The sequence below is a fragment of the Clostridium perfringens ATCC 13124 genome, from assembly GCF_000013285.1.
Classification (GTDB): Bacteria; Bacillota; Clostridia; order Clostridiales; family Clostridiaceae; genus Sarcina; species Sarcina perfringens.
Genome location: NC_008261.1, coordinates 157356 through 184080, shown reverse-complemented (window position 1 = coordinate 184080; position 26725 = coordinate 157356). Strand labels below are relative to the sequence as shown.

Sequence of the window (26725 nt, the reverse complement as noted above, 5' to 3'; positions counted from 1 at the left end):
ACTTTATACTGCTTTTAAGTTTTAAAAACTTAATAGGGTTTAAAAGACTTATTATTTTGAACTTTAAGTAAACATTTTCATCTAACTTTTTAGTAAATCTTAAGAGTTAAGATTATCTTAAGAACATTATTTTTTGAGTAAACATAGCTTAAATAAACTCTAATTTTTTCTTTTCCCTAAACTCTCTCTAAACTTAAAATCAAGTTCAGAAAATATTCACTTAATATTCATTTGTAATAAGTACCCTTAATATATCAGAGGAAATAATCTCATTCAATACTTTGTGCAGAACTGGGCTTTAATCGTGAATAACTGGGATTCCAATTATAATATGAGTTCCATTTATGGAATTTGAATCCACTAAATTTTTTTCTATTAATTAAAAAAACCTTCAATTTTTTTGTTATTTTTATTAACAAAAAAGATTTTAAATTTTATTTTTTTACTAAATTTAAAGATTAAATTAAAAAAGGGGTGCACCAAAATATATAAAGTTATTTTGATACATCCCTAATATTATATTTTTAATTATTCTACCTCTAAATCATTTCCACGTATCTCATCTACTGTATGTATTTTGTAGTTTTTAAATAATAAATACCCTAGGTATCCACTACCTGCACTTACAACTACACAAGCTAGAGAAGCCATTAATACCTTAAATGCTGGGTTATATGCAAACATTACAGCAAAACCAGCAATAGGGGTAGCTGTCCCTGGAGACATATTAGTAAGTCCCATTAAAACTATTATAATCCCACATAAAGCGCCACCAATAAAATTAGTTACATAAATAGGAATAGGGTTAGCTGTTATTATATCCGCCTGCGTTAATGGTTCTATGGCAACTGATATTGTGTCTTTTTTGCTTCCAAACTTCATTTTTTGGAATAAAACAAAATTTAAGAAAGATGAACCAAAAACTGATAATGCTCCTATTGCCATTGGTGCTCCTGTTAGTCCAAGCATAGCTGTTAAAGCCATTGAACTTAAAGGTGCCGTAGCAACTACAGTTATAATTCCTCCAAGTATTATTCCCATTGTTATTGGATTAGAATTTGCTGAAGCTATTAAAACCTGTCCTATTTTTAATAAAGTAGAATCAACTACTGGTGCTGTAAAATCACCTATTATTCTTGTAAGAGGCGTAGCCACAACTATTATTACAATTAAATCTAAACCACTTGGTAATTTTTCTTCTAAGAATTTAACCACAAATGACATTAAATAACCTGCTATAAATCCTGGTAATATTCCTAATCCTGAACATGATAGTCCTATTAAAACTGAATAAACTGGTGAAACTCCTAAAGCTAATGGTACAAGGATTGCTGCTGCAACTCCTCCCAAGCTTCCATTAGCATCTCCAACCTTCTTTAAAAACTCTATATTTAGAACATTTCCAAAGAATGATGAGTGAAATGCCTCAACTAAAAAGCTTGCACAAGCTGCTCCTGCCAATGCTCCCATAGCCTTCATTCCATGTGGTGCCTTATAACTAAATAAGGTAAACAATCCTAAAACTATTAATAAAAGTCCTGCCCCAATTAAAACTTGCATAAATTTTCCTCCTTAGTTTTTAAAAAACTTTTCCTTTAAACGTTTACTAATTGATTTATAATAAAATTTATTATTACCTATTAAATTTTTAAACTTACCTTAATTATTTGCTTTTCATATATAACAATATTAATTTATAAATATTCTTTAAAAGTTTATGTATAAATTATTAAAGTTATTTTATATTTTATACTAATTTTCAAAAAAATCAAACATTTTTTAATAAAAAACAAAAAAAACTGATTTTTACATAAATAAAAACCAGTTTTTTTCAGTTTTAATTTGTAATTAATACCTGATTTAAAATACTTTCTAAGCACTTCATATTAAGCTAATTTTAAATCTTACCCAGTATTCCCTTACGCATATATTTAATGAAACTAATTATGTATTAATAATACTTCATTTTTCTAATATATTAATCTCAACTTTTTTTTACTTTCTGAAAAATTGAGAGTTAATCTTAAAATAATTTTATATATTTTCAACTAATTTTATGTCCCATAAAAATACTTAAGAGATAAAACTTTCTTTATTTTAGTTGAAATGCTAATTTTTTTAAGTTATATTTTAGATGTAACATTTACATATTTTAATAAAAAATATTTTATCTATTTATAAAAATTTGTAAGTAATATATTAAGCAAATTCTAAATGGAAAGGTTTAAACATGTTTAAAGAAGATTTATTAGAAACATCTGAAAAAATTCAATATAACATTTTTAAAAAAGTATATGTAAATAACGGGAAGATTAATAAAAATGATTTATGCTCTGATTTAAATATATCATTACCAACTTTAAAAACTCACTTAAAGAAAATTGAATACTTATTAAATAAATATTATAAATCAAAAGTAAAAATATCCTCTTCAAAGGACTTTATTTTTTTAAAGTATGAAACTGGAGTAAGCCTTCATTCTTTAACAACTTACTACATAGAAAGTTCTCTTAAATATAAACTTTTAAAATTTTTCTTTATTAAGCACACCAAAAAATTTACTGGAATACAAATTTGTAATTACTTTAATATAAGTTTAGCAACTTTAAACAGAAAAATATTAGAATGTAATTCACTTCTAAAAGAGTTTGATATATCTATTAAAAACTATGAACTTACAGGTTCTCAACTTCAAATATCTTATTTTTATTATTTATTATTTTGGAATAACAGAATAGATATATCTTCTGTAGTATCAGCTAACCACAACATAACTGAAGTAATTGAAAAAACTTTTAATATCACCTTAAAAATTAGTGAAAAGTATCCCTTATATACTTGGTTAAAAATCTTAATGATAAGAAAAAAATTTTTTGTTGAAGATTTCTTTAAGGATGAATTCACCAAAAAGAATTTAAGCATATTAGAAAACACTGAAATTTTTATAGAGCTTAAAAATTTCTTTGAAAAAGATTCCTTAAGTAAGTCCTCTAGTACATACTTAGCATACTCTACTCTTTGCTTTATTTTAAGTTTTAATATAATCCCATATGAAGTTATTAAAGAATTTTCTACAGTTAATGAAAGTACTCCCTTTAAGATTTTTTCTTTAATGACTGAGGAAATGAGTAACTTATACACCACTCACCCTAATAACTTCAATAATGAAGTGAAATTGCATTTACTAAGTTTATGCTTTAAAAGTTACTTCTTTAAGGGAATTTTTTATTCAAACAATAAAATTGTTACAAATTATTATTTAAATGAATTCACAAGTGATTCTAGAGAAAAATTTGTTAATGACTTATTATTAAAAATTAACTCTTTATATAAAGTAAAATATTCCTTTGATCCAGATTACTTTAAACTTTGCATAATATTAACATTAAATTATCTTAATGGAGTGTCCAAACATTCCCTTACTATAGGTATTTTATCTAGAATAGATAGTTTGATTCTTAACACTACTATTGACTATTTAAGAAAATTTTTAAGAAGAAAATTTGATGTTATTGTGGAAGTTTATGATGAATATAAAAAAGAAAATTATGATCTTGTAATTACAAACTTCGATCCTAAGTACATACCAAAAAACTATAATAATATTTATATATTTTCAAATTTAGCAGTACAATATGACTTAGGTAATATAGTTAAAATACTAAATGAAATAGAAAAAACTAAATTTGAAGGATAAAAGAAAAAGGGCTATATAAAAACAATAAGAAAAATCACAAAAATATTTAGAGAATCCTTAAACCTCTGTAAGAATTTGTAATTCTTATTTAAAGTTGTTTTGATACATGCCCTTTTTAAAATTAATATATTTTCATAATTTAAAAATACACTATCTAATTTTAATAAAAGAAACATATTAAAATTTTTTCTTTAAAGATTTTTACATTGCATTTAGCAAGCCTCTTACTTCCATAAGAGCAAAACCTAAGAGATTTTCCCCCTTCCAAGCTGTAGGGTCTTCTATATTCTCATCCTTTGCACCCATTCCTATTCCCCAAATAGAGTCATATGGACTTGCTTCAACTATTATTTTATCTCCTGTGCTTAATAAAAACTCCTTAAGATTTTCATCTTGAGAAAACTTAGCTAAGTTTCCACTCTTAACAATTTCATATTTTTCTCTATTCCAAAGCTCTTCATTGAAGTTTTTAATCTTTCTTCCTAAGTCTTTTATTTCTTTTTGATTTTCAACAGATAATATTTCTTCTAAGGTTTCATAATCCTTAAATAACCTTGCCTTTTCAGCCATCATATACTTCTCTGCACAGTTATATAAAACTCCATTAACTGTAAAATCAGAAAGGTACCATTGGCTAAAACAAGCCTTAGTTATTTTTTCATTTTTATTTTTTGTATGTCCCCAGAAAAATAAAAACTCTAGTTTCTCTCCACTTTTAAACTTCTCGCAAACACCTTCTATAGAATATCTCATAATACCTCCCCCTTACCTTACTTATATTCTAAATTAACTATAAAACTTTAAATAGACTTTTTTCTTAAAATAACTTCTACTCAGCACTTATATTAAAGACCTCTGAAGCCTTTCCATTGAACATATTATCATAAAATTCTATTTCTAAATTATTTGATTCATTGTTTAAGGCAAATGACATATTAGCAGTACACTTTTTCCCCTTACTAATAGCTTGAGGATATTTTTCAGCACCAGCTGGGTATGTTTCTAAAACATTTCCTGAAGCATCATAAACTTTAAAATTACTATCAAATACATATAAGTTTTCTTCGTCTGCTATATTTTCGTAAGTATATTCTATTACAACAACCTTTTCTGCTTCTTTTTCAGAAAATTGATTTCTTTCATCTGTAAGTTTTACATTATCTATGGTTATGGCCATTGATTTAACTCCATTTTCATCATTTATATAAGCCGTTTCTCCAATACTTAATGGTCTTTTATCTTCTTCAGTTTTTTCATTTATCTTATTGTCCAAATTTTCTTCAGTTAATTCTTCATTAAGAGTTTCAACTGCCTCACCCTCTTTTTGAAGAGCAACCTTTTCAAACTCTAATAATTGGTCATATCTTTCTTTAGTTAAATTAACTCCTGAATTGCTGTTTCCTAAAGCAATTCCTCCAATAATAAAACAAATTATTCCTATGGCTATTTTACTTGTAAATACTGATTTTAACTTTTCTTTATTCATATTACCTCCAAGATTAAATCATAAATTATATTTTAATATCCATATTTACAATATTAACCATTTAATTTTTCTTTAATACATATAACCCCCCTATCATTAAAATATTTTTATATTTTAAAACTTAATTTCAAATAATACTTGTAATTAATAAACTCTTATAATGTTTCTTAAAAAATAATATTAACTTAAAGTAATATAAAAAAAATGGAGTTATTTAAAAACTCTCATACAAAATTATAAATTTTATATATGAATTTTTATAAATCTCCATTTAAATAAAATATTAAAGTTTTTCCATGTACTTAAAGACATCTTTTCTGAATATAACCCCTAAAGCACAAGCTATTAAGGCTATTACACCAATAATTATTACTCCTACAATATTACCCTCTGCTAAGTTTGCTCCCATAAAAGAAGATGCAACTAAGGCTGGTATTCTTCCTATCATAGAGAATATTATAAAGTGTCCTATTGTTATGTTACTTAAGGCACAAACCATAATAAGTGAATCCTTAGGTGCTCCTGGTAAAAAGAATAGTATTACCAATATAAGCTTAAACTTAGGGCTATTTAAAATCTTTTCTAATTTATCATACATATCCTTAGGTACAAATCTTTGTACTAGCTTCTTTCCAAACTTTTGACATATGTAAAATAATATTGCAGATCCAACTGCTATGCCGAAAAAGGAAAGTAAAGTCCCTCCTAAGGCACCAAATATATATCCCCCAGCAGCTTGTATAACCTCTCCTGGAATAAAGAATATAACAACCTGTAATATTTGAAATACAAAAAATATTACTGCTGCCCAAGGACCAAACCTTTCAAGATAACTCTTTACAACTTCACCATTAGTAATTAATTTATAAAAAACCATTATATGCTCTCTAGTTAAATAAAGAGTTATACATACAAATATTAAAACTATTATACTTAAAATTATTAAACTCTTCTTCTTCATAAATAAACTTAAATCTTAAATTTTCCTCCTTAAATAGTTTTTAAATTCTATTTTAAATAAGTATTTATTCTATCTATTATTTTTCTAAAACAAAGAACTATTTAAAATAAAATTATTTTCTAAAGTTAATATAAATTAAAATTATATATAATCTAACTTTAACCATATTAACTCTTTTTTATGTAAATCACTTGCAATTTTTTACATACATTATAACCTATAATCTTAAACTTATATATTATAATAATCTTAAATTTACATTACATTCTTATTTAATATCAAATTATCATAAAAAAAGAAGATATATCAAAATATCTTTTAATAAAACCTACAAAAATATTTATAGAACCCTATAGCTCAATATTACTGTAAGTTTTATCATTAACTTTTGATACATCTTCTAATAATTCTATTTAAATATATAAAAAACTTTAAATTCTTTAAATTATAAAATTTTACTATAAAAAATCAAGTCTATTTTTCATAGCATCTTAATATTCTAATATAATGATTTGCCTCTCTTAAAACATGATCAGAAAGAAGTGGTAATATTAAGGATTTTATATTGCAATTCATTATTCCCTTTGTACCCTCTTCCTTGAAATCTCTTAACCTAGTTGTTTCCTTTAAGGTTTCATGAGTAACATTATCTATTGTCACATTGGTAACATTATTTAGTTGTTGAATTAATTCATTAAACTCAAAGGCAAATTCATGAGCAGTATTTATTAATTCATACTCACTTGGATCTAATAAACCTCTTATAAATAGTGAATGTTCCATCATAATTTCATTCCAAAAAGCTTCTGTCTTGCTAATATTCACCTCATCTATATCTCTATTGCACTCAATATCATCTATATATGAACGATATAATTTAGCTTCTTCTATGGTATGTTCAACAAGTGATGGATAATTACTTGTGAAAATCTTACAACATAATACATCATCTAAAATTTTCATCTTAAGATCTATTAATTCATCTATTAATTTAATAGCCTTATTGTTAATATCTTTTACACAGCTTGCCACTTTAGAATCAATACCCTTTTTAGGAGCACACATTAAATCCTTTTCCATTGTTGTTATTTTAGAATTAATATTGATTCCTGTATAATGCTCTGTTTTCTTTTCTGTCTCTAAAGTATAATCTGTAAAGACTTCTCCTGAATCTACTATGGATTGTCTAACCCTTCCCTTACTTAGTTTAACTACATCAAATAAAAGTTTTTCAAGATTTCCCTTGCACTTATCAAGTTCCTTAGCTAGTTTTGAATTCTTAGGTCCTAGTCCTGCCTCTAAAAATATGGCATGCTCTTTCATAACCCTCATAAAAAAAAGATGTAATTCTAATGATGAGGTAACATATTTTTCTCTAGATATCATAATATTCTCCAATTTAATTTTTTATATATTATACTCTTAAAGGAATAATTGTGTTCTTAAGTGCATAGTTATCTACTCTTATTTTTCCCTTTAAATTTCATAATTAAAAACAATAAGAAAATAATTATTAGCACTGAAATTAATATTATAACTATTAGTATTAAATTTTCATTTGAATGATTAAAAGTACTTATTTCCTTTTGAACCTGCACTTCAGTCCTTTCACTTAAATCAGTTCTCTCTCCCCTTACTAATAAACGTTCAGTATTAATTCCATAAGGATAACAAGTTAGTAAAGTTACATAGTCCTTATCCTCTGATATTTTTAGGTCATCAATTTCATCTGGGTGAACAACTTTTATTTGATTCACTTTATAAGCAAGATCCTTTTTTAAAATATGTAAATAAAAAACATCTCCATCTTTTAGCTTGTCTATATCAGTAAAAAGTTTTTGATTTGCTAATCCAGTATGAGCTGATAAAACTGAATGAGTATTTTCCCCTCCCACAGGAAGTGATGTCCCCTCTAAAACTCCAACACCTTTTTTTAAAATATCAACTGAACTTCCATAGTATATAGGTAATTTAATATTTATACTAGGAATTTCTATGTACCCTAAGACATCCCCTTCATGAATATTTAAGTAATCTGGCAATTCATTTTCAGCAGTTCCATTAAATAAATCATAATTATACTTATTAATATTTTTTATTAAATCATCAACTTCTTCATCCTTAACATTATTTATCTTCTCTGTATAATCAGAAATTGTAGAAACTGCAAATTTATTATTTATGTAATTAGAAAAACTAGGATATAACAAAAATCCTAGAGCAATAAGTGTAATCAAAATTAAAATAGAAAAATATATTCTTTTTAGCCTTTTCAAAAATCTAGTGCTATATCAAAGTTCATTAATTATAGGTTATTTTGATATGCACCAACTCACCTCCTAAAGTTTAATTAACCTAAAAGACGCAAATCTTCATGTCATAAAAAAACTTCTTTTTATAATTTAAATTAAAAAGAAGTTTTTATTTATATGCTCTGTATCAAAATACTTTTATAAAACTTACAAACATATTCCGAGAATTACTAGATTTCGCTAAGAATTTATAATTATTACTTCGAAGATATTACTAAAGCTTCGAAACTCGCTTCGCTTCGAACAGTCTCAGCTTTTTAACGTAATATCTTCTACGTAATAATTTAAATTCTAAAGCTCATCTAGATATTCTCTTCATACTGTTTGTAAGTTTTGTTATTGTATTTTGGTTTATAGCTCTGTATTTAATTTTTAAGTCTATTTTTAAGTTTAGTTCTTGGTTTTTCTGCTATTTTCAAATTTAGTGTAGCCAAGTCCTAGTATAGATAAAACACAAACTATACTTAATAAGATAATGGCTATTTTTATAAATCCTGTATTTCCTAATCCTCCTGTTGATGGAAGAGAAAATCCAGCGTGGTTTTCTATTTGAACATTAAATAATATATTTCCATCATTCTCTGAAATATCATTTATTATTTGTCCTGCTTTATTTCCATTAGAAATCTCTATAGTTGCAGCTCCTGTGTAATTTCCAGACTCATCTTTATTAGCTGTAATTGTCACTTCTACTGGATTTTTTAATAAGCTATATCCAGATGGAGCTACTTCCTCTGTAATAAGGTACTTTCCTTCTTTTAAGCCTACAAATGTTGTAATTCCCTTTGAGTTAGTTACCCCATTTCCACTTAAAGAAACTACTTGTCCTTTTTCATCATATGTATATTTAGCTACAGTCTTTCCACCTGCATCTTTTACTGAAAACTCAGCACCTTGTAAAAGCTTAGAATTAAGCTCTGAATCAACCTTTGTAATTCCAAATCCAAAAGTATAAGTAGTAACCTTATCAGTTAATTTTTTATAACTATCCTTAACATGTGGGTTATTTGTATAGTCTAATTGTATGTTGTTAGTATTTCCTAAGTTTTCTTTATTACTAATAACTGCATCCTTATTTAATGTAGCTTGGTAATTTAAAGTTATTCCAGTCTCTGCATAAGCTTTTATATTATCATAATTAAAGTTTATTGTAATAACTGTTGATCCATCTCTTTGCTTTTTTACATCTACAGTATAATCATTGTCCTTATCAAAAACTTTATCTCCTGAAGTCACCTTAAAGCCAGTTTTCTCATCATATGTTAATCCCTTGCTCATAGTGTCAGTAAATTTGTACATTATATTCTGTGCATTCTTTTGATAAACTGGTATAGAAGCTTTTACTTCGTATTTAACAACATCTCCAATATTCTCAGATGAAGTTTTAACTCTTTGATTCTCTTTAACTATGTTTTTTTCTAATATAGGAGTGTTATCCTTTGGATTAATAGTTACATCATAATTCCATGAATCTCCTGAAACTTGAGGAACTGAAACTATTATAGGTGTTGAAGCAACTGCTGCCCCCTCTGAATCACTTGAAGTTTCTGTAACTAGGTAATAACCTAAGTCAACAGTATTTTTTTGTCCATCTGTAAGTTCTTGTCCACTCTTTTTGTTATCAAGAATATATTTATGTAAGTTAACAGCAAACTCTTTTACTTCTTCTCCACTTAATTTTTGAATTGATTCTTGGCTATAAGAACCATAATTAGAATTATTAAAGAAGTCTTTTAAATCACTATTTACTGAGTATTCATATGCATCCCCACTTTTAGTTGCATCTAATAACTTATATGCAGTAAAGGTAGCACCTTTTTTTGATATTGTGATACTTCCCTTAATAGGAGCATCTTTAGAAATTGATGGCGTAGCCGCAAATACAGGTATTGATGTTGTAATAAAAACAAATATAAACACCATTATAAAACTAAACTTTTTTAATATATTATTTTTCATTTATTAATTCTCCCTTTCTTTTAAAACAAATTCTGTAGTACTAACTAGGCTTAATACAGCTGCTAAAAGTGTAATTCCAATGAATGAAAATTTAGAAGTTCCACTGCCCCCTGTTTCAGGTAGTATTATTCTTGGAACATTTTCAACTGAAATATCGTATGTATTTGTTTCTGTATTTTTATTTAAAATTATTTTTTCACCTTGTTTTCCAACTCTATAAAAACTTTCTTCAAAATCTAGAGTTATATAAATATCATCACTTAATTTATATCCCTTAGGAGCCTTAACCTCTTTTAATATGTATTTTCCATAAGGCAAATTGTTGATTTTAAAAGAGGCACCATCTTTTGATGGTATTAACTTTCCGCCCCCCATTGGATCTAATTCATAAACTTTTAAATTTTTATTATAAGCAAATTTTATTGGTTTTTTTGGATTTTCCTCTTTAAATAGTTTAAAGTTAGCACCTAAAATAGGCACTCCCTTTTCATTTATTTTATGTATTGCTAAGTTTACAGTAGTCTTTATAGGATTTCCTTCCCATGGCACCTTAACCACCTTACTATCCTCATTTACAATAAACTGAATAGGAGTTTTGTTTAGCTCATATCCCTCTGGCGCTTTTATTTGTTCTAAATTGTACACTCCATCAGGTAATTCAAAGCTTACAGGCTCTCCATTTTCAAATGTAAACGTTTTTATTTCTTCATTGTAAATATCCCTAACAGTTTCCCCTTCTTTAGTTGTTAACTTAAAAACTGCTCCTTCAAGTAAGCTTGGATCATCATACTCAGCAGATAGAATAAATTCCACTATAGGATTCTTTCTAGTTGAAACCTCATTAGTTGGATTTCCATTTACATATGCAATATTTTTTACTACTTCCCCTGGCCCTACATTTTTCATACTTGCTTCTATGGTGATATATGCTGGCTTTTTAGCATCTATATCTCCATTACTATTTTTAATAACTAATTCCTTTGTGTTTTCATCAAAATCAGTTATAAATTGATCTGTAGCCGTAATCTTAATATCACTTAGTCTAGGATCTAATTTATCAATAATATTTAAAGTATCCTTAAAAAAGTATCCATAGGAATCAAACTTAATATCATATTTAATTTTTTGGTCATTAGGATTATTTTTAACTTTTGTCTTATCAACATATTTATAAACATTTAATGCTCCTGCATCCTTTGATAACTTTGAATAATGCTTTGAAGGCAACTCTTTATCATCATCATAATATAATTTAGCATCATTTAAATATCCACTTTCAGTAGAAGTAATACGAGTTTCATAAATAACTGTATATCTCTCATATCTTATGTCACCAAAATTTATTTCTAAATGTTTGGTATCAGCCTTTATTCTATTACTCTCCCAAAAGTCCTTGGTAACATCACTACTTCTTTCATCATAGTAACCCATTCTTTTTATGCATATACTATTTACATCTAAAGCCATGCCCTTTGGAATATTATCAAAAAAATCAGCATTACTTAAATAACTTCTTGTATTTGGATTTACTCCATCACCTAAATTTATTTCCACAAAATATTTTATAGGTTTATTCCTGTCTACTATCTCTCCATAATACTCTCTTCCTTGCTCCTTATCTGTAGCAGCTGTTGGTAAATCAGCAGTCTTATACATAAGAGGGTATTGTCCACCAGAACTAGGATGGGAATATTCTTCTCCTGTTATATAAACAGTGCTTGGCTTTCCATTTAAATCAATACTAATTGGGTAACTTACTCCCTTTCTAATATTGCTATTTCCCACAAATCTTATAATCATATATCCTGTTACAGCTTTTTCTACATTTTCATTAAAGGTTAAAGTTACCACTCCATCCTTAACATCAAAATCCTTAAAATGCTGATCAGGACATTTAGGCTCTATGTCTTTAAATATATCTGGCAAACTGATAACAATTTTATCACCATCTTTAAGCTTATCTTTATTCAAAATCTTATAGTCAATTCTTAAATTATTGCTTATGTCTTTAGCCACAGTATTACTCTCAAAAGTAGTGCTTGTAATTTCAACAGCCCCATCATTTTGAACTGATTTTGATTCTTCTCCTAAAACAATGCTTCCAGGGAAGATCATAATTACTATCATAGAAATAACAACTGACCATAAGGTAAATATATTGAAATTTTTACTATTCTTCATAAAATAAGCCCTCCTCTCTTAAAAAATGGAAAATAAAAAACCGACTATATTTATAACTTTTTATAAATATAGTCGGTTGCATCACTAACTCAGCATATTCCAGATGCCCAAATACAGAATATACATCAACGTTTCTATAACATTTTAATATTTACTAATTATTTCTTAAAATTCATTACTTTTTAACACTTAATTTTCAATTTGTATTTGTATGTTACAGTATTTTAAAAAAACTGTCAAAAAACATTTTTTTACAGCAAATATTATTTGTTAATTATATTAAGTTTTTATTTTTAAAACAATATATTTTGCATATATATTTTATTAATTTAATAAATAAATTTTGATTTTTTTATACTTTTAATATAGGGTTTTATCAAGGTTTTAACGCTAATTTTATATTTTAAATTTAAAATATCCTTAAAAAACTTCCTCTAAATTTAATTCCTTAATATATTTTTTTGGAACATAATTACAAAGCCATACATTATTTTTAGATAAATAAAACTTAATTCCATCATTAAACATACTCTCTGAATCTACTTCTAAAATAACTAAATCACCATGTCTTTTTCCAACAATACTTGCAGTTTCTATATCCTTTGATAAATGAACATAATTTCTTTCCTTCTTTATAAGTCCATTTTTCAAAATTGACTCTAAATATTTTCTTCCAGTACCATGATATAGAACCTTTGGTGGCTTAATAGGCTCTAAGCCTAGATCTACTTTAATTGAATGACCTTGATTAGCTCTTATTTTGCTCTTATCCTCATTGAAAGAATATCTACCCTTTGAATCTTCTCTAACTATTCTTTCTAAATCATCCATGCTAAATCCTTCATAGGACTTATTTAGCCCCTCTATCAAATCTAATACACCTAAATATCCATGCTCATCTAGTTTTAATCCTATTTCTTCTGGCTTATGTCTTAGTATTAAACTTATGTATTTACTTATCTTTGAATCATTATTTTTCATTCCACCAATCCCCTTACTCTCCTATGATATTTCTAACTTATCCTAATAAAGAATAACAAAATTATCTCCAAAAATAAATTTTACATTATTCATAGGATTCTCTTCTTAATAAGAAAATTCTATCATAAATAGAATCTTTTTTACTGCTTAGACCATGTAAATTTAATCTCTAAAAGTATTGTGACAGACTTGTACCAGACTTTTATAAATCCGTCACATGCCTTAAACCCTTGATATAACTTACTTAGAAGGACCTATGACGGACTTTTTTCTATTTCTATGTATACATGTATACTATATATTTTTTTATCTATATATTTTATTATTTTTTTCTGTATACTACAGAAAAGGAAAAAGTCCGTCACTTCCGTCAAAACCATTGATATCACTAGAAAAACTCTGGTTTCAACTCCGTCAAAAATACGTCACAACTCCGTCACTAAAGGATAAAATATTAAAATTTATTTGTATTTTTTCAACTCATCATCTACCTGCTTTTGAACCCTTTCAAAGGAAATTTTTTTATCTTCTCCATCTAAAGTTAAAAAACTCTTAGATAAATCTTCAACAGTAGATTCTAATGTATTCATGAATTGTGTATACGCAAAATCAAATTTAGGATCATTTTCATCTTTTCCAAAAACCAAATACATTAATTGCTCAATCATCTGATCCATTCCCCATAATTTTAGATGAAGTAATTCATGTATAATTACTGGCTCTAAATTATTTTCCTTAGGATTATAATTATTTATCATCACTATAGCCTTTTTATCTGTCATATCAATTTTAATATCACCAGTCTTATTCCATTCTTGATTAATTAATTGAAGTTTTATATCCCAATCTTTTAATCTAAGCCTTTCTTGCCATTTTCTTAAATACTTTTCTATTAAATTCTCATCAAAACCCATTACTAATTCCTCCAATATTTATCTTAAACTTACTCTATTATTCTTTATATTCTCCTATTTTTTGTTATTTACAATATATACTATATTTTTTATTTATATTAGGTTAACATTATTTTTTCTGTATACTATATGAAAAAAAGTACGTCACTTCTGTAAAAACCATTACTATCACTAAAAAATAAAATAATAATATTAAATAAATTTAATAAAAAGCTATGAATTTACTCATAGCTTTTAATATGTTAAAAATTAAAATAATATTTTTATGCTCTTTTTTTAACATTATATTTATTACATAAGTTTTCAAAACCTTTTTCCCCAACTTCTTTAGCTGTTTTCAAATCACATTTTTCCTTAAGTTCCTCAATCATATTTGAATCAGCATAAAATTGCACACATGTTTCTTTTGCTTTAAAATAACTAGAATTATCTTTTATGAATTCTTTTGTTAACTTTTCAATTTCTCTAATGTTTTGAAGTATATAATTTCTATCACCATAAGCCATAACTTCAGCAATACAATTTTTATAGTGATAACCACTTTCAGTAAGTTTATCTAGTTCTTTTCTTTTATAAACAATATAATCATTTATATATAAGTCAAAACCCTTTTTCTCATATTTATCTTTATCATCTTTTTTGTATAAATTTATTATTAAGTTATCGATTTCTTTTTTTGCTATGAATTCTCCGTTAATTAAATATGGTGATATTATCTTCTTATCTTCCCCCTGTTTTATTGTTATTCTTAAATTTGTATTACTTAACTTCTTACTGAATATTTTAGATAAATACTCTATAACTTCATAAAAAACTATCTTGTTAATAATATCGTTCTTAACATCCTCTTCTAAATCTGTTATATAGATAGTAGTTCCAAAAGTGGTTTCAATATTTGCTTTATGTTTTTCACTACTGAAAAAAAGTTCACTTTCATCCATATCAAAATCTAATAATAATCTTCTAAAACCATATTTAGCATTTGATTCTAAATTTATAGCATTTCCAAATTTAAATACAGCTTTTTTAATTCCAATTCCAGAATCCTCTCCAATTCTAAAAATATCCTCATCTGAAATTGATTCTTTAAATCCACCACTATTATCTTTAATAAGTATTAAATTTTCGAAAATTTCTATAGTTATATCACAATAATCACTATTATCATGAATACTTTCATAAGCCTTTATTGAATTATCAACAAGATATGATATAGCTTGTCCATAATTTTCACTTCCAGTTATAGCCTTTCTTAAGTAATGTTTATCTACCTTTACTTTATATTTTTTATTTTTCACGCTATTACCTCTTTTATATTATTCTAATATAAAGTATGCAAAAATTTTTAAACTGTTACTTTTTTTCATGATTTAATTTATATTATATTTTAAGATATAAAAAATTTAATTTCTTAATTTTCTTTAATTAATTTCACAAGTTTTACTGGTATTATATAATTTTTATCTTATAATGACTTTTTATATATAATTCAAAAATTCCTTATAATTTTGATATTTTGAATTATATATAAACAAAAAGCTCAAGAATAATTCTTGAGCTTTTTGTTTTTTATATTTATAAAACAATAATAAAAATATTAAAATTGATGTTTGTTATCTATTTTTTAAATTAGACTTATTTCTTTAAGTTAAAAAAATCTTTCTAAATACTTTAAATACTAAACTTGCTATTAGTACAAATCCACTTAATTCAGCTACAAATCCCATAAATTCAAAAAATGAAGATGTTATAAGTCCTAAAACAAGTAAAAAACCTGAAAACAACATTATCTTTGATGATAAATCATTTGATTCTGCTAATGCTCCAACAACAGCTATAGCTATTACTATTCCAATTATCCACCACATAAAAATCCCCTTTCTTCTTTTGTATTTTGCTATAAAATTATTTATCAAATAATTAATATTCTTTTCATATTTATACTCAAATATATTATCACGTTTGTTTTAAGAAATTTGTCTAAATTTGTCTTATTATTTTTATAATATAATAAATTCAAATCATTTTCTTTAGAAATTTAAAATTTTTATATATTTTCTTCTATAAATTTTTATTAAATTCTAAAAAATACTATTACCCATATCTAAAATATAGGTAATAGTACTGTTAAATTAAACTTATATAAAACTCTTCTGTTGGATTTTCATTCTCTACTAATAGCATTAACTTTTCATATGTATTATTATAGAACCCATTATCTTTAGCATATTTAATTGCTTCTTCATAAGTTAACTCAAAAATATTATCTACTATGTTATAGTAAAAATCATCATTTAACACACCAAAGAAATATTTAACTGCCTCTTTATAGGTCATTCTTGGTTCTTCTTCTAAATGACATTCTTCATCTGTGTAATATCCATTTCTATCATTCCATTGAAGAAATTTTGTTATTTTAATTCTATCCAAATCACTACTCAATATTTCACCTTCTTAACAACTACTAATTAAGTTCATAATTATTATATATATTCATAGTTTTATTTAGATACTATTATTAATCTATTCCTAAATATTCTTTTTTAATTTTATATACATACTCTTCTCCAACTTTATTAAAAATTTCTAATAACTCATCATATGTATCATCATCTTGTCCTATTTTATCCCAAAGTTTTTTGCCAATTAAAACATTACTATCATTATCCATATCAAATAACTTATATGGTATTGAATGTGCTAATTTATAAATTTCTCCTTCACCAGCTGGATTATATGGTAATGCAAAATATGCTTCTGAATTTTCTTCTGCTGTCATTAATCTTAGCATATCTTTTTTAGCTGTTTCAGTTTGGTCTAAATTAGGCTTTACTGTTTTTAATGAATAATATTCTTCCATTCCATTTTCACGTTTAATATATAAATCAAATAAAACACTAACTTCTTGATATCTATCTGTTTCTAGTTCCCTTAAAAATTCTAATTCTTCATTTATAGTCTTTACTTTATTAGAATTATCTTTCACCTTTTTCTTAGATGCATTTCTTTGCTTTCTTTGTTTTTCTAATATATTATCTATCTTTTCTAGTTGCCAAGAATTTAATTTTATTGATTTTGTATATTGATTTTCTGCTATCGCTCCTGAACCCTCTGCTATTATTTTAGCTATTTGCTCAAATATGCCTTGCCCCAAAGATGTAACAAATGAACGTTCAAATTTAGAACCCTTCCAAACTTCTATCGGTACTAATCTATATCCAAAAGGATTTTTATTTTTTATATCTTCCTCATTAAATGGCTCTTGAATTGTTCTTTTTTCTAAGATTCTCTTCATTACTTCTCTCAAATGCTCTTCAACTTTATTTTTAGTTTCAATGTTCATATATATCCCATCCCTGTTATTGATTGTATTTATCTTATATTATACATTAAAACTAAGAAAATAAGAAAAAAAGTAGGAAATTAAATCCTACTCATATAAGATATCTATTAATTTTTCACCTAATACTTTTGCTAATTTTACTGGAACTGCATTTCCTATCTGAGTATATTTATTATTAATTGTTCCATTTATTTTATACCCTTTAGGAAATCCTTGGATAGCGATATATTCCTCTATACTTAAAGGTCTATCTTCATACGGATGCCCTATATTTGTACTTTTTTGTATTGGAGATGTCAGTAATGTAGGACTTGGTTCATTAGCTTTTATTCTTCTAAAATATCCTGTTTTACCTCCACCTGATTTATATGCTCCCCCCATAGCCTTTTCAACTATATCCTCATTTAAATCTCTCCAATTACCTCCACCTTTAGGTATTAACTTCATATATTTTAATCTTTCCTCTGAATACTTAACATAATTATGTTTTATATCTCCTAACTCTTGTATTACATCATTAACTGTAACAAATGGATATTTTCTTCCTACTCCATGAGTAGGATTTGGAAATTCATATACTTTGTTTAAATCTTTTCTTATTCCAACAAAAATTACTCTCTCTCTTTTTTGAGCAACTCCATATTCAGCTGAATTAAGCACTTTATATACAACGTTATAATCTTTGACTTGATTTAATAAATACCTTAATGCACTTCCATTTTCCTCATCTTCATCTAATGGCGGAAAATCTTTTCCCCTTTGATTTAAAGGACGATGTTTTAATGTTGCTGATAATAACCCCTTTACATTTTCTAATAAAAATGCTTTTGGTTTTACCTCTTCAATTAATTCAATGAATTTTAACATAGCCTTTCCTCTTTCATCCGAAAAAGCTTGTCGTTTACCAGCTGTACTAAAACTCTGACATGGGCTACCACCAAATATTAAATCAATCTCATCATTATAATTTAATCCTGCATCACTATATATTTTTTCTTTTGAATAATCCATAATATCTCCATTTACTACATTAAATGTAGGATTATTTTGTTTTAATGTCACACAGTATTTTTCTTCTAATTCTACACTCAATTTTACATCAAACCCAGCTTCATGTATTCCTATATCCAATCCACCAGCGCCTGCAAAAAATGAAATTGCTATTTTACTCATTTTCACACCTCTTGAAATATTATGTCTTTGTAATTATATCATTTTTATTGAAATCGGTCCACTACTTTCTTGAATTCTCTCCAAATAGTTCAATTATATTCATAACGAAAAAACTATACTTTCATTTTCAAAGTATAGTTTTGATTAATTACTTTTTAAAATCCAATTTTAGTAAAAACCTCCGTTATTTATTGTACGGTTCACTTTTAATTATTCTAAAAATCTATAAATTTATATTAATATCCACATCTCCAAACATAGTTAATTTTATGATAAATAATCTACACTTAGCAAGTATAACTATATATAATTAATAATATATTATATTTAAATCATCTTTTCCACCAACAATAATTCTATCAATCTTCTTCAAAAAATTTTCTCTTGTCATTTCTTCAAGAGGTAAGCACTTTATTTTCTCTTCTATATCCTTTATCTCTAACTTATTTCTTATCTTATAACTTTCTATTTCTTCTAAATTTAAAATTTTACTTTTTATTTCTTTTATTTTTTCGTCAATAAGTTTCAAATTATCAGCTAATATCTTAATATCAATTAATTCTTTCCCTTTTATAAATTTATCTAATATTTCATTTTCTTTTAATTTTAAATCAATTAATTCTTTATTTAATCTTTCTTGTTCTTCATTAATTTCTTTTTTGCTTAACCTTTCTTTTTCTTCAAGCTCTTCTTTTAAGTAAACTATTTCTGTCATATATTTAAGTCTTATTTTTTCGTAATAATTTTTTCTTTCTTTTTCTATATAATCATCTAAAATACCTATGTTGATATTTTCAGCATCACAAGACACCTTACCATTCTTCTTTTTATTAGAACATATAAGATATTGGTTCCTTTTAGGCTTTTCACTTATCTTTCTTTCAACAGCTCTACAATAATTTGCACCACATTTTTTGCACTTCACTTTACCTTTAGTGTCATATGTATTGGAATTTATACCTCTATTCCCATGTAAACATCTGCTTTCTAAAGCCCTCTGAACTTCTTCCCAAAGTTCTTCTGAAACAATAGGCTCTATTCTATTATTTTTTTGTATAATCCAATTTTCTTTTTTTACATATTTACTTTTAACACCAGTAAACATATTCTCATTACTATATTTATTTCTAACATTGTATCCTTTGTACTTTGGATTAACTATTAATGTTTTTATTGTACTACTACTCCATAATCTATTTTTCTTAGTTCTATATCCTTTTTCATTAACTATTTTTGCAGTCATTTTTAATCCATTAGTCAATGCTGTTTTAAATATAAATCTAACAATCTCAGCCTCTTTTTTATTTATTTTTAAATAATTCTTTTCTCTATCAAAGTCCCATCCAAATATACTATTATTTCTTATTGTATTATCTAGTATAGAGATTTCATTTCCTCTTTTAGTTCTATTAGATGTTTCCATTGATTCATTTTCTGCCATTGAAAAAAACATCTTTAATACAGTCATATCATTAGGATTATTACTATTTTTGCAGTTATCTAAAAAATGAACATTAATTTTCTTATAATCCCACAGAACTCTTAATATATCTATTATTGCAATATTTCTACTAAATCTTGATGTATTTATAACTACAATTTCATCAAATATAGGTTTTCTAATATTATCAGCTTCAAATGTTATTCTTCCATCATTTAATTTACATATATTTAAACCTGCATCATACATAAGTCTTTTAAAACCTTCTCTATTAAAACTTACCCCTGTTCCAGTATCGCTATAAATTATTAAGTCTTCCTGTTTAAACTTTTCTCTTAATAAAGTTTCCTGTTGAATTAATGAACTCTGTTGGTCATCCTTATTACTTGATACTCTTATATAACAAGCTAATCTTTTCATTAAATTACACACTCCTATATTTTAATTTTTTATAATCTATGTGACATCTATGTTAGTATGTGTCATACTATGACACTATTATTCATGTAAAAAAATTATTTTATAAATTATAAAAGTATATATTTAACATTTAAGGTTATAATAAAATATAAAATTCATTTATATTTTTGGAGGTATTAAATGGGTAATCTCGTAAATAGAGGTAGATTAGCAACTTCAATTGATAAGGATCTTTTAAGAAAATTAAACTTATTAAAAGAACAAACTAGAATTGATAGAAGTAAACTACTTGATGAAGCTATTGAATTGCTTCTTGAAAGACACAATTTTAAAGAAAATTAAAAGCTATGGCTTTTAAACCATAGCTTTAATTTATTTATTATACAATTTTTAAAGTCCAGTCTTCACATGACCATACGTCTGTTACTAAGTCTCTATAGAATTCAGGTTCATGGCAAACTAAAAGTATGCTTCCCTTATATTCTTTTAATGCTCTCTTTAATTCATCCTTAGCTTCAACATCTAAGTGGTTTGTTGGCTCATCTAGGATAAGTATGTTTGTTTCTTTGTTTATTAACTTGCAAAGTCTTACCTTAGCTTGTTCTCCCCCACTTAATACTGCTACTGAGCTTTCTATATGCTTAGTTGTTAATCCACATTTAGCTAGGGCACTTCTTACTTCGTATTGAGTGTATCCAGGGAACTCTTGCCACACTTCTTCTATACATGAATTATAGTTTGCTTCTTTTATTTCTTGTTCAAAGTATCCTATGCTTTGGTAGTCTCCTGTTTCAACCTCTCCACTTATTGGTTTGATTAATCCCATTAAACTTTTTAGAAGTGTTGATTTTCCAAGTCCATTAGCTCCAACTAAGGCTATTTTTTGCCCTCTTTCCATTCTTATGTTAAGCGGCTTACTTAATGGCTCATCATATCCTATAACTAAATCTCTTGCTTCAAAGATTAATTTACCTGAAGTTCTTCCTTGCTTAAAGTTAAACTCTGGTTTTGGTTTCTCAGCAGCAAGTTCAATTCTATCCATTTTATCTAATTTCTTTTGTCTAGCTCTTGCCATACCTGTTGTAGCAACTCTGGCCTTATTTCTAGCAACGAAGTCTTCAAGTTTAGCTATTTCAGCCTGTTGTCTTTCATAAGCAGCCTCTAATTGCTTCTTGTTAGCTTCATATACTCTCATAAAGTTATCATAATCACCTGTGTATCTAGTTAAAGCTCTATTTTCAACATGGTATATTACATTTACTACACTATTTAAGAATGGAATATCATGTGATATTAAAATAAATGCATTCTCATATCCTATTAAATAGTTCTTAAGCCAAGCTATATGTTCCTCATCAAGATAGTTTGTAGGCTCATCTAGAAGTAATATATCTGGTGTTTCTAATAAAAGTTTAGCTAATAAAACCTTAGTTCTTTGTCCTCCACTTAAATCAGTAACATCCTTATCTAATCCTACATCTCTAAGACCTAATCCAGCTGCAACCTCTTCAACCTTTGCATCTATCATATAAAATCCATTATGATCTAACATATCTTGAATTGTAGCTGTTCTTTCTAAGGCTTTAGTCATCTCATCCTCTGACATTTCACCCATTCTCTCATAAAGACCATTCATTTCAACTTCCATATCAAAAAGATATTGGAATGCTTCTCTTAAAACTTCTCTTATAGTTTTACCTTTCTCAAGCTGAGCGTGCTGATCCATGTAACCAACTCTAACCTTGTTACTCCATTGAACATCTCCCTCATCTGGCATAAGTTTACCTGTAATTATGTTCATGAAAGTTGATTTACCTTCTCCATTTGCTCCTATAAGTCCAACGTGCTCCCCCTTTAAAAGTCTGAAAGACACATCTTCAAATATAGCTCTATCTCCAAAGCCATGATTCATATTTTTAACTATTAAAATACTCATTTAACTTCCATCTCTCCTTATCTAAAAATATCTATAAAAATAATCTCATAAAATATATGAACTCAAAATACTATCCCTTAACAAAAAAATTTATTTTCTAAACTAAACCTCATATTATGTAAAATACTAAATATTTTAAGCTGGAATTTTTATTTACACTCACCTTATCCATATAAAGAAAATAATTTGCTTAACTATAAAAAATAACTTCTTTATACAGAACTTATATCGATGCAAATAGCTTCCAACCAAATAATCAATTCTTAAAGAAACATTTGACTACCAACAAATAAAATTAAAGCTAAAAAGCAAATTCCAACTATATTATATAGAACTGACATCTTAGATGATTTTTTCTTATTTAATCTACTTACTCTGCTTTCTACCATTTCCCTATTCCACCTTTCAAAAATTTCAAACTAAAATATATATTAAATAAACTTCTTTTTAAACTCTCTAATATACATTATATATAGTATATTATCTAACTTTAGTTTTTCAAATATATTTTTCTTCCTCTCCATAAAATTTATCTCTTTTTTACTTTCAGTTTACTAAAAGCTTTTTAGATTCCTCATAAATTCCCTCAATAAACTAATATATACATCTTTTTAAAATTTGTTCTTAAAATTTAATATTAACTTAAAATAAAATCAATTATTTTCTTAATAGTCCATTTAAATAAAATCAACCAATTTCTTAAGGGTGTATATCCTATTGTAATAAGGTCTATTTGTAGTCTTCCTAAGTTTCTATATGATATAATAGATTAAATACTTGGTATAAATTGTACAAACTAGTAAGAAAGGGGTTTATCTATGCTATATTACTTAGTGGCACTATTTGATAAGGTTTCCTATGCAATAATAAAGCCATTGCAAGAATCCATTTCAAATGAATATAAACTTTATGAGAACCTTCCTATGCTTCATATTACCTTAGCTGTAATTGAAGATCCTGATATGGATAAATTAAATGAAGTAGTAAAAAACACTTTAAAATCATATAAAAAATTTGAAGTTCATTTAAATGGACTGATTAAATTTGGAGAACCTTATAGGTCTGTAAATTTAAAAGTAGATGAAGAAAGTGGAGTAATAAAGAAACTTTCTAGAGAACTTTATGAGAATTTATCAAAAGAAGGATTTAAATTGACTTCTAACCCAGATACATGGCAGCTTCATGTATCCTTAGCTAACCCATATTTTGCACAGAGAGTATGGGGAGAGGATGAGTTTGAGTCAGCTTATACAAAACTTCAAGATTATAATTTTGATAGAGAGCTTTTAATTGATGAAATTCAATTTTGGAGACCAATAAATGATGAAAACAAAATGGTGGTTTTTAGCTATCCACTACATTAACACTTAAAATTTATAGAGCGTACATCAAAAGTTATTTTGATATACGCTCTTTATTTATAAAAAAAATCAGAGAGAATTTCTTCTCTCTGAAATAAGTTTTAGTTTATTATATTTACATTCAATTGATAAAATTATACGAGTTAAGCATGAATAAATCTATTTTTTAATAAGTTTCTTTGAAAACTTCAAAGTAAGCTTGTGGATGTAAGCATGCAGGGCATTTTAATGGAGCTTCTGCACCTTCCCAAATAAATCCACAGTTTCCACATTTCCAAAGTACTACTTCATCTTTTTTGAATACTTTTCCTTCTTCAATGTTTTTAGCTAATTTCATAAATCTATTATAGTGAGCAGTTTCTGCTTTAGCTATCATTCTGAAAGCAGCAGCTACTTCTGGGAATCCTTCTTCGTCAGCTACATCAGCAAATGATGGATAAAGATTACTTAATTCATCATGTTCTCCGTCAGCAGCAAATTTTAAGTTAGTTAATGTATCTGTAGGTAATTCTACTGGGTAAGCAGCATTTATTTCTACAGCTTCTCCTTGAAGATCGTCTTTTAAGAATTTATAAAATCTCTTAGCGTGTTCTTTTTCATTTTCAGCAGTTTCTAAAAATATATTTGATATTTGAACATAACCTTCTTTTCTAGCTGTACTTGAAAAATAAGTATATCTTGTTCTTGCTTGGCATTCACCAGCGAATGATTTCATTAGATTTTCAGCAGTTTTAGTACCTTTTAAACTTTTCATAATAAAAAACCTCCTACAAATCACTTATTTGAAAAAACACAATTAAAATTATTTTTCCAAATAAATAATTTTTAAGCCATATTAATTAATAATTGTTATTCCTTATATAACTTATAATATCACTTTCAGGTAAAATTTCAAGTACTTTTTGAACATTTTGTTAATAAAACTATTTTATCATATAAATATTCATATTGTTTCTAAATTCATATATTATTATTCAAATATATAAAAAAATCATAACACTATTTTTTTATTCACACTTAAAATTACATACTATAGCTCCCTTTTTAATAAGAGTATATAATTTAATAAATAAAGTTAATTTATATATTAAATTCACTAAAATTTATAAGGAGGTTTTTATTATGAAGGTTAAAATACATCCAAACACTTTAGATAAAGTTAAAGATATGCTTGATAATAGTGATAAAGATGCCATTAGAATAAAAGCTTGTTCCTCTGGCTGAGCAGGCTTAAATATTGAAGTTGTTCTGGATGAACAGCGTGAAAATGATGATGTGGTTATGGATAATGGTATTAAAATAGTTACAGACAAGAAAATTTCTCATTTCTTTACAGATGCAACCTTAGAATATAAAAACACTATTCTAGGCAAAAAATTTAAAATATATTAATTGGTATATTTTTTTAATTATTAGTCAATAATACTAATAGCTTAATACACTCTTAAGTTAACCACACAATTTAATAGAAAAAGGAACTGTTCTCCCAAACAGTTCCTTTTTTAAAGCTTATTTGCTGTTTTTTTAAACTCATACATGCAAAAATAAGCCCATTTTCAAATAATATTACAACGACTTTTTATTACCCCTTCATTATAAAGAAGGTATATACAATAAATACTATTACACTTATTATAAACGGTGCATTTATTACTCTCTCTTCTTTATAAGAAACTCTTGTTGCAACATCTAACTCATCTAAAGTTATATCGAAGTTTCTCTTTTCCATCTTTCTTATTAAGTAACTAATTAAAAATGCAGCTACTATTGCAGCAATTAAATAATATAAGAACACTCCTATTTTTAATTCCATTGGAATATTTTTTATAGAATCCATTGAATGAACTAAATCCTCTGTAGTTATTCCTTGACTAACTATTCTTTGCTGAATTAAATTCCATGAATTAATTAGAAAATGGATTAACATTGATAAAAATATACTTCCTGTAGCTCTTACTACATAAGCTAAAATTATTCCCATGGCTGTAGCATATAAAAATTGATGTGCATTTAAATGAAGAATACCAAACATTATTCCTGTCATTATTGCAGCTACATTTTTACTCTTAAATTCAAATCCTGATAAGGCAATACCTCTTATAGTTATTTCTTCTGTTATGGCAGGTGTTACCCCTACAACTAAAATCATTAACCATAATGGATATGCTCTCATTTGATCTAAAACTAAGGCTACATCATTTGTATAAAAGAAACTTGATGTATATGAGAAGAATGTCATTATTGGAAGCGCTAAAGCTGCTATTAATATAGAAAAGAATACATCTTTTCCCTTTGGTTTTTTAAAGCTAAAAACCTTTTTATAATTACTCTTAGTTACAATTATATATATTATTGCTGGCACTATGAAAAATATTATGTGTATTACCATTAAAACTAATGGCGGCACTAATCCTATCTTATATAGTACTGGCGTCACAAACATTGGCCCTACTATAGATAAAACTAATACTATAAGAAAATATAAACTTACTTTAAATATAGGCTTCATCTTATTTCTCCCTTCTATAAAAAATTAATTTAAAAATTACATAAATCCAAG

The 26725-nt window shown here is 26.2% G+C and carries 23 protein-coding genes and 1 riboswitch; of the genes, 3 read left to right on the top strand and 20 right to left on the bottom strand.

The window, feature by feature from the left end; translation table 11 throughout:
* Nucleotides 1-528 precede the first annotated feature (528 nt).
* Nucleotides 529-1560 (bottom strand): PTS sugar transporter subunit IIC, encoded by a 1032-nt coding sequence (locus CPF_RS00795; protein WP_003471996.1) that lies wholly within the window; start codon nt 1558-1560, stop codon nt 529-531.
* Between the two features lie 670 nt (nt 1561-2230).
* On the opposite strand from CPF_RS00795, the gene CPF_RS00790 reads away from it, so the two are divergent.
* The gene (locus tag CPF_RS00790) at nt 2231-3697 is read left to right on the top strand and encodes a helix-turn-helix domain-containing protein (protein ID WP_003467662.1); all 1467 of its coding nucleotides are present in this window, start codon (nt 2231-2233) and stop codon (nt 3695-3697) included.
* A gap of 201 nt (nt 3698-3898) precedes the next feature.
* Here CPF_RS00790 and CPF_RS00785 read toward each other — a convergent pair whose 3' ends face one another.
* The 15 genes from CPF_RS00785 to CPF_RS00715 all read right to left on the bottom strand — a co-directional run bounded on the left by CPF_RS00785 (nt 3899) and on the right by CPF_RS00715 (nt 20868).
* On the bottom strand, nt 3899-4450 hold the full coding sequence (locus CPF_RS00785) for an NADAR family protein (RefSeq protein ID WP_003467749.1): 552 nt from the start codon (nt 4448-4450) through the stop codon (nt 3899-3901).
* A 76-nt stretch (nt 4451-4526) separates the two neighbouring features.
* On the bottom strand, nt 4527-5183 hold the full coding sequence (locus CPF_RS00780; protein WP_011590087.1) for a DUF4352 domain-containing protein: 657 nt from the start codon (nt 5181-5183) through the stop codon (nt 4527-4529).
* A 283-nt stretch (nt 5184-5466) separates the two neighbouring features.
* On the bottom strand, nt 5467-6144 hold the full coding sequence (locus CPF_RS00775; RefSeq protein ID WP_003452651.1) for a TVP38/TMEM64 family protein: 678 nt from the start codon (nt 6142-6144) through the stop codon (nt 5467-5469).
* Between the two features lie 474 nt (nt 6145-6618).
* Complete coding sequence (locus CPF_RS00770; RefSeq protein ID WP_003457567.1) at nt 6619-7530, bottom strand: DUF2935 domain-containing protein; 912 nt, start codon at nt 7528-7530, stop codon at nt 6619-6621.
* A 68-nt stretch (nt 7531-7598) separates the two neighbouring features.
* Nucleotides 7599-8381, bottom strand: a complete 783-nt coding sequence (locus CPF_RS00765; protein ID WP_242122182.1) for a class C sortase — start codon at nt 8379-8381, stop codon at nt 7599-7601.
* A 465-nt stretch (nt 8382-8846) separates the two neighbouring features.
* A complete protein-coding gene (locus tag CPF_RS00760) occupies nt 8847-10415 on the bottom strand; it encodes a SpaH/EbpB family LPXTG-anchored major pilin (RefSeq protein WP_011590085.1) in 1569 nt (522 codons plus the stop codon).
* Between the two features lie 3 nt (nt 10416-10418).
* A complete protein-coding gene (locus CPF_RS00755; protein WP_011590084.1) occupies nt 10419-12596 on the bottom strand; it encodes a SpaA isopeptide-forming pilin-related protein in 2178 nt (725 codons plus the stop codon).
* A 61-nt stretch (nt 12597-12657) separates the two neighbouring features.
* A riboswitch (cyclic di-GMP riboswitch) is annotated at nt 12658-12741 on the bottom strand.
* Between the two features lie 275 nt (nt 12742-13016).
* Entirely contained in the window at nt 13017-13577 is a 561-nt protein-coding gene (locus CPF_RS00750) for an RNA 2'-phosphotransferase (RefSeq protein ID WP_011590083.1), read from the bottom strand.
* A 461-nt stretch (nt 13578-14038) separates the two neighbouring features.
* Nucleotides 14039-14491: a hypothetical protein gene (locus CPF_RS00745; protein ID WP_011590082.1), complete on the bottom strand. Its 453-nt coding sequence runs from the start codon at nt 14489-14491 to the stop codon at nt 14039-14041.
* Nucleotides 14492-14754: 263 nt separating this feature from the next.
* Nucleotides 14755-15789 (bottom strand): ATP-binding protein, encoded by a 1035-nt coding sequence (locus CPF_RS00740; RefSeq protein WP_011590081.1) that lies wholly within the window; start codon nt 15787-15789, stop codon nt 14755-14757.
* A 345-nt stretch (nt 15790-16134) separates the two neighbouring features.
* On the bottom strand, nt 16135-16359 hold the full coding sequence (locus CPF_RS00735; RefSeq protein WP_041702502.1) for a hypothetical protein: 225 nt from the start codon (nt 16357-16359) through the stop codon (nt 16135-16137).
* A gap of 259 nt (nt 16360-16618) precedes the next feature.
* The gene (locus CPF_RS00730; protein ID WP_011590079.1) at nt 16619-16933 is read right to left on the bottom strand and encodes a hypothetical protein; all 315 of its coding nucleotides are present in this window, start codon (nt 16931-16933) and stop codon (nt 16619-16621) included.
* A 76-nt stretch (nt 16934-17009) separates the two neighbouring features.
* The gene (locus CPF_RS00725; protein ID WP_011590078.1) at nt 17010-17834 is read right to left on the bottom strand and encodes a TdeIII family type II restriction endonuclease; all 825 of its coding nucleotides are present in this window, start codon (nt 17832-17834) and stop codon (nt 17010-17012) included.
* An 87-nt stretch (nt 17835-17921) separates the two neighbouring features.
* The gene (locus CPF_RS00720) at nt 17922-19007 is read right to left on the bottom strand and encodes a DNA cytosine methyltransferase (protein WP_011590077.1); all 1086 of its coding nucleotides are present in this window, start codon (nt 19005-19007) and stop codon (nt 17922-17924) included.
* A 310-nt stretch (nt 19008-19317) separates the two neighbouring features.
* Entirely contained in the window at nt 19318-20868 is a 1551-nt protein-coding gene (locus CPF_RS00715; protein ID WP_011590076.1) for a recombinase family protein, read from the bottom strand.
* 180 nt (nt 20869-21048) lie between these two features.
* Between CPF_RS00715 and CPF_RS00710 the strand changes: the two genes are divergently transcribed.
* Nucleotides 21049-21210, top strand: coding sequence for a ribbon-helix-helix domain-containing protein (locus CPF_RS00710; protein ID WP_011590075.1), 162 nt, complete (start codon nt 21049-21051; stop codon nt 21208-21210).
* A gap of 37 nt (nt 21211-21247) precedes the next feature.
* Here CPF_RS00710 and CPF_RS00705 read toward each other — a convergent pair whose 3' ends face one another.
* Nucleotides 21248-22804 carry an ABC-F family ATP-binding cassette domain-containing protein gene (locus CPF_RS00705; RefSeq protein ID WP_011590074.1) on the bottom strand — a complete coding sequence of 519 codons (1557 nt, stop codon included), beginning with the start codon at nt 22802-22804 and terminating at the stop codon, nt 21248-21250.
* Nucleotides 22805-23067: 263 nt separating this feature from the next.
* Nucleotides 23068-23193, bottom strand: coding sequence for a hypothetical protein (locus CPF_RS15185; protein ID WP_003448566.1), 126 nt, complete (start codon nt 23191-23193; stop codon nt 23068-23070).
* 429 nt (nt 23194-23622) lie between these two features.
* Here CPF_RS15185 and CPF_RS00700 point away from each other — a divergent pair, with 429 nt between their 5' ends.
* Entirely contained in the window at nt 23623-24168 is a 546-nt protein-coding gene (locus tag CPF_RS00700) for a 2'-5' RNA ligase family protein (RefSeq protein WP_003457557.1), read from the top strand.
* Nucleotides 24169-24331: 163 nt separating this feature from the next.
* Here CPF_RS00700 and rbr read toward each other — a convergent pair whose 3' ends face one another.
* Together rbr and CPF_RS00690 are read right to left on the bottom strand one after the other, a co-directional pair.
* Nucleotides 24332-24919, bottom strand: coding sequence for a rubrerythrin (gene rbr / locus CPF_RS00695; protein ID WP_003448599.1), 588 nt, complete (start codon nt 24917-24919; stop codon nt 24332-24334).
* 828 nt (nt 24920-25747) lie between these two features.
* A complete protein-coding gene (locus tag CPF_RS00690) occupies nt 25748-26674 on the bottom strand; it encodes a CPBP family intramembrane glutamic endopeptidase (protein ID WP_003457488.1) in 927 nt (308 codons plus the stop codon).
* Between the last annotated feature and the right edge of the window lie 51 nt (nt 26675-26725).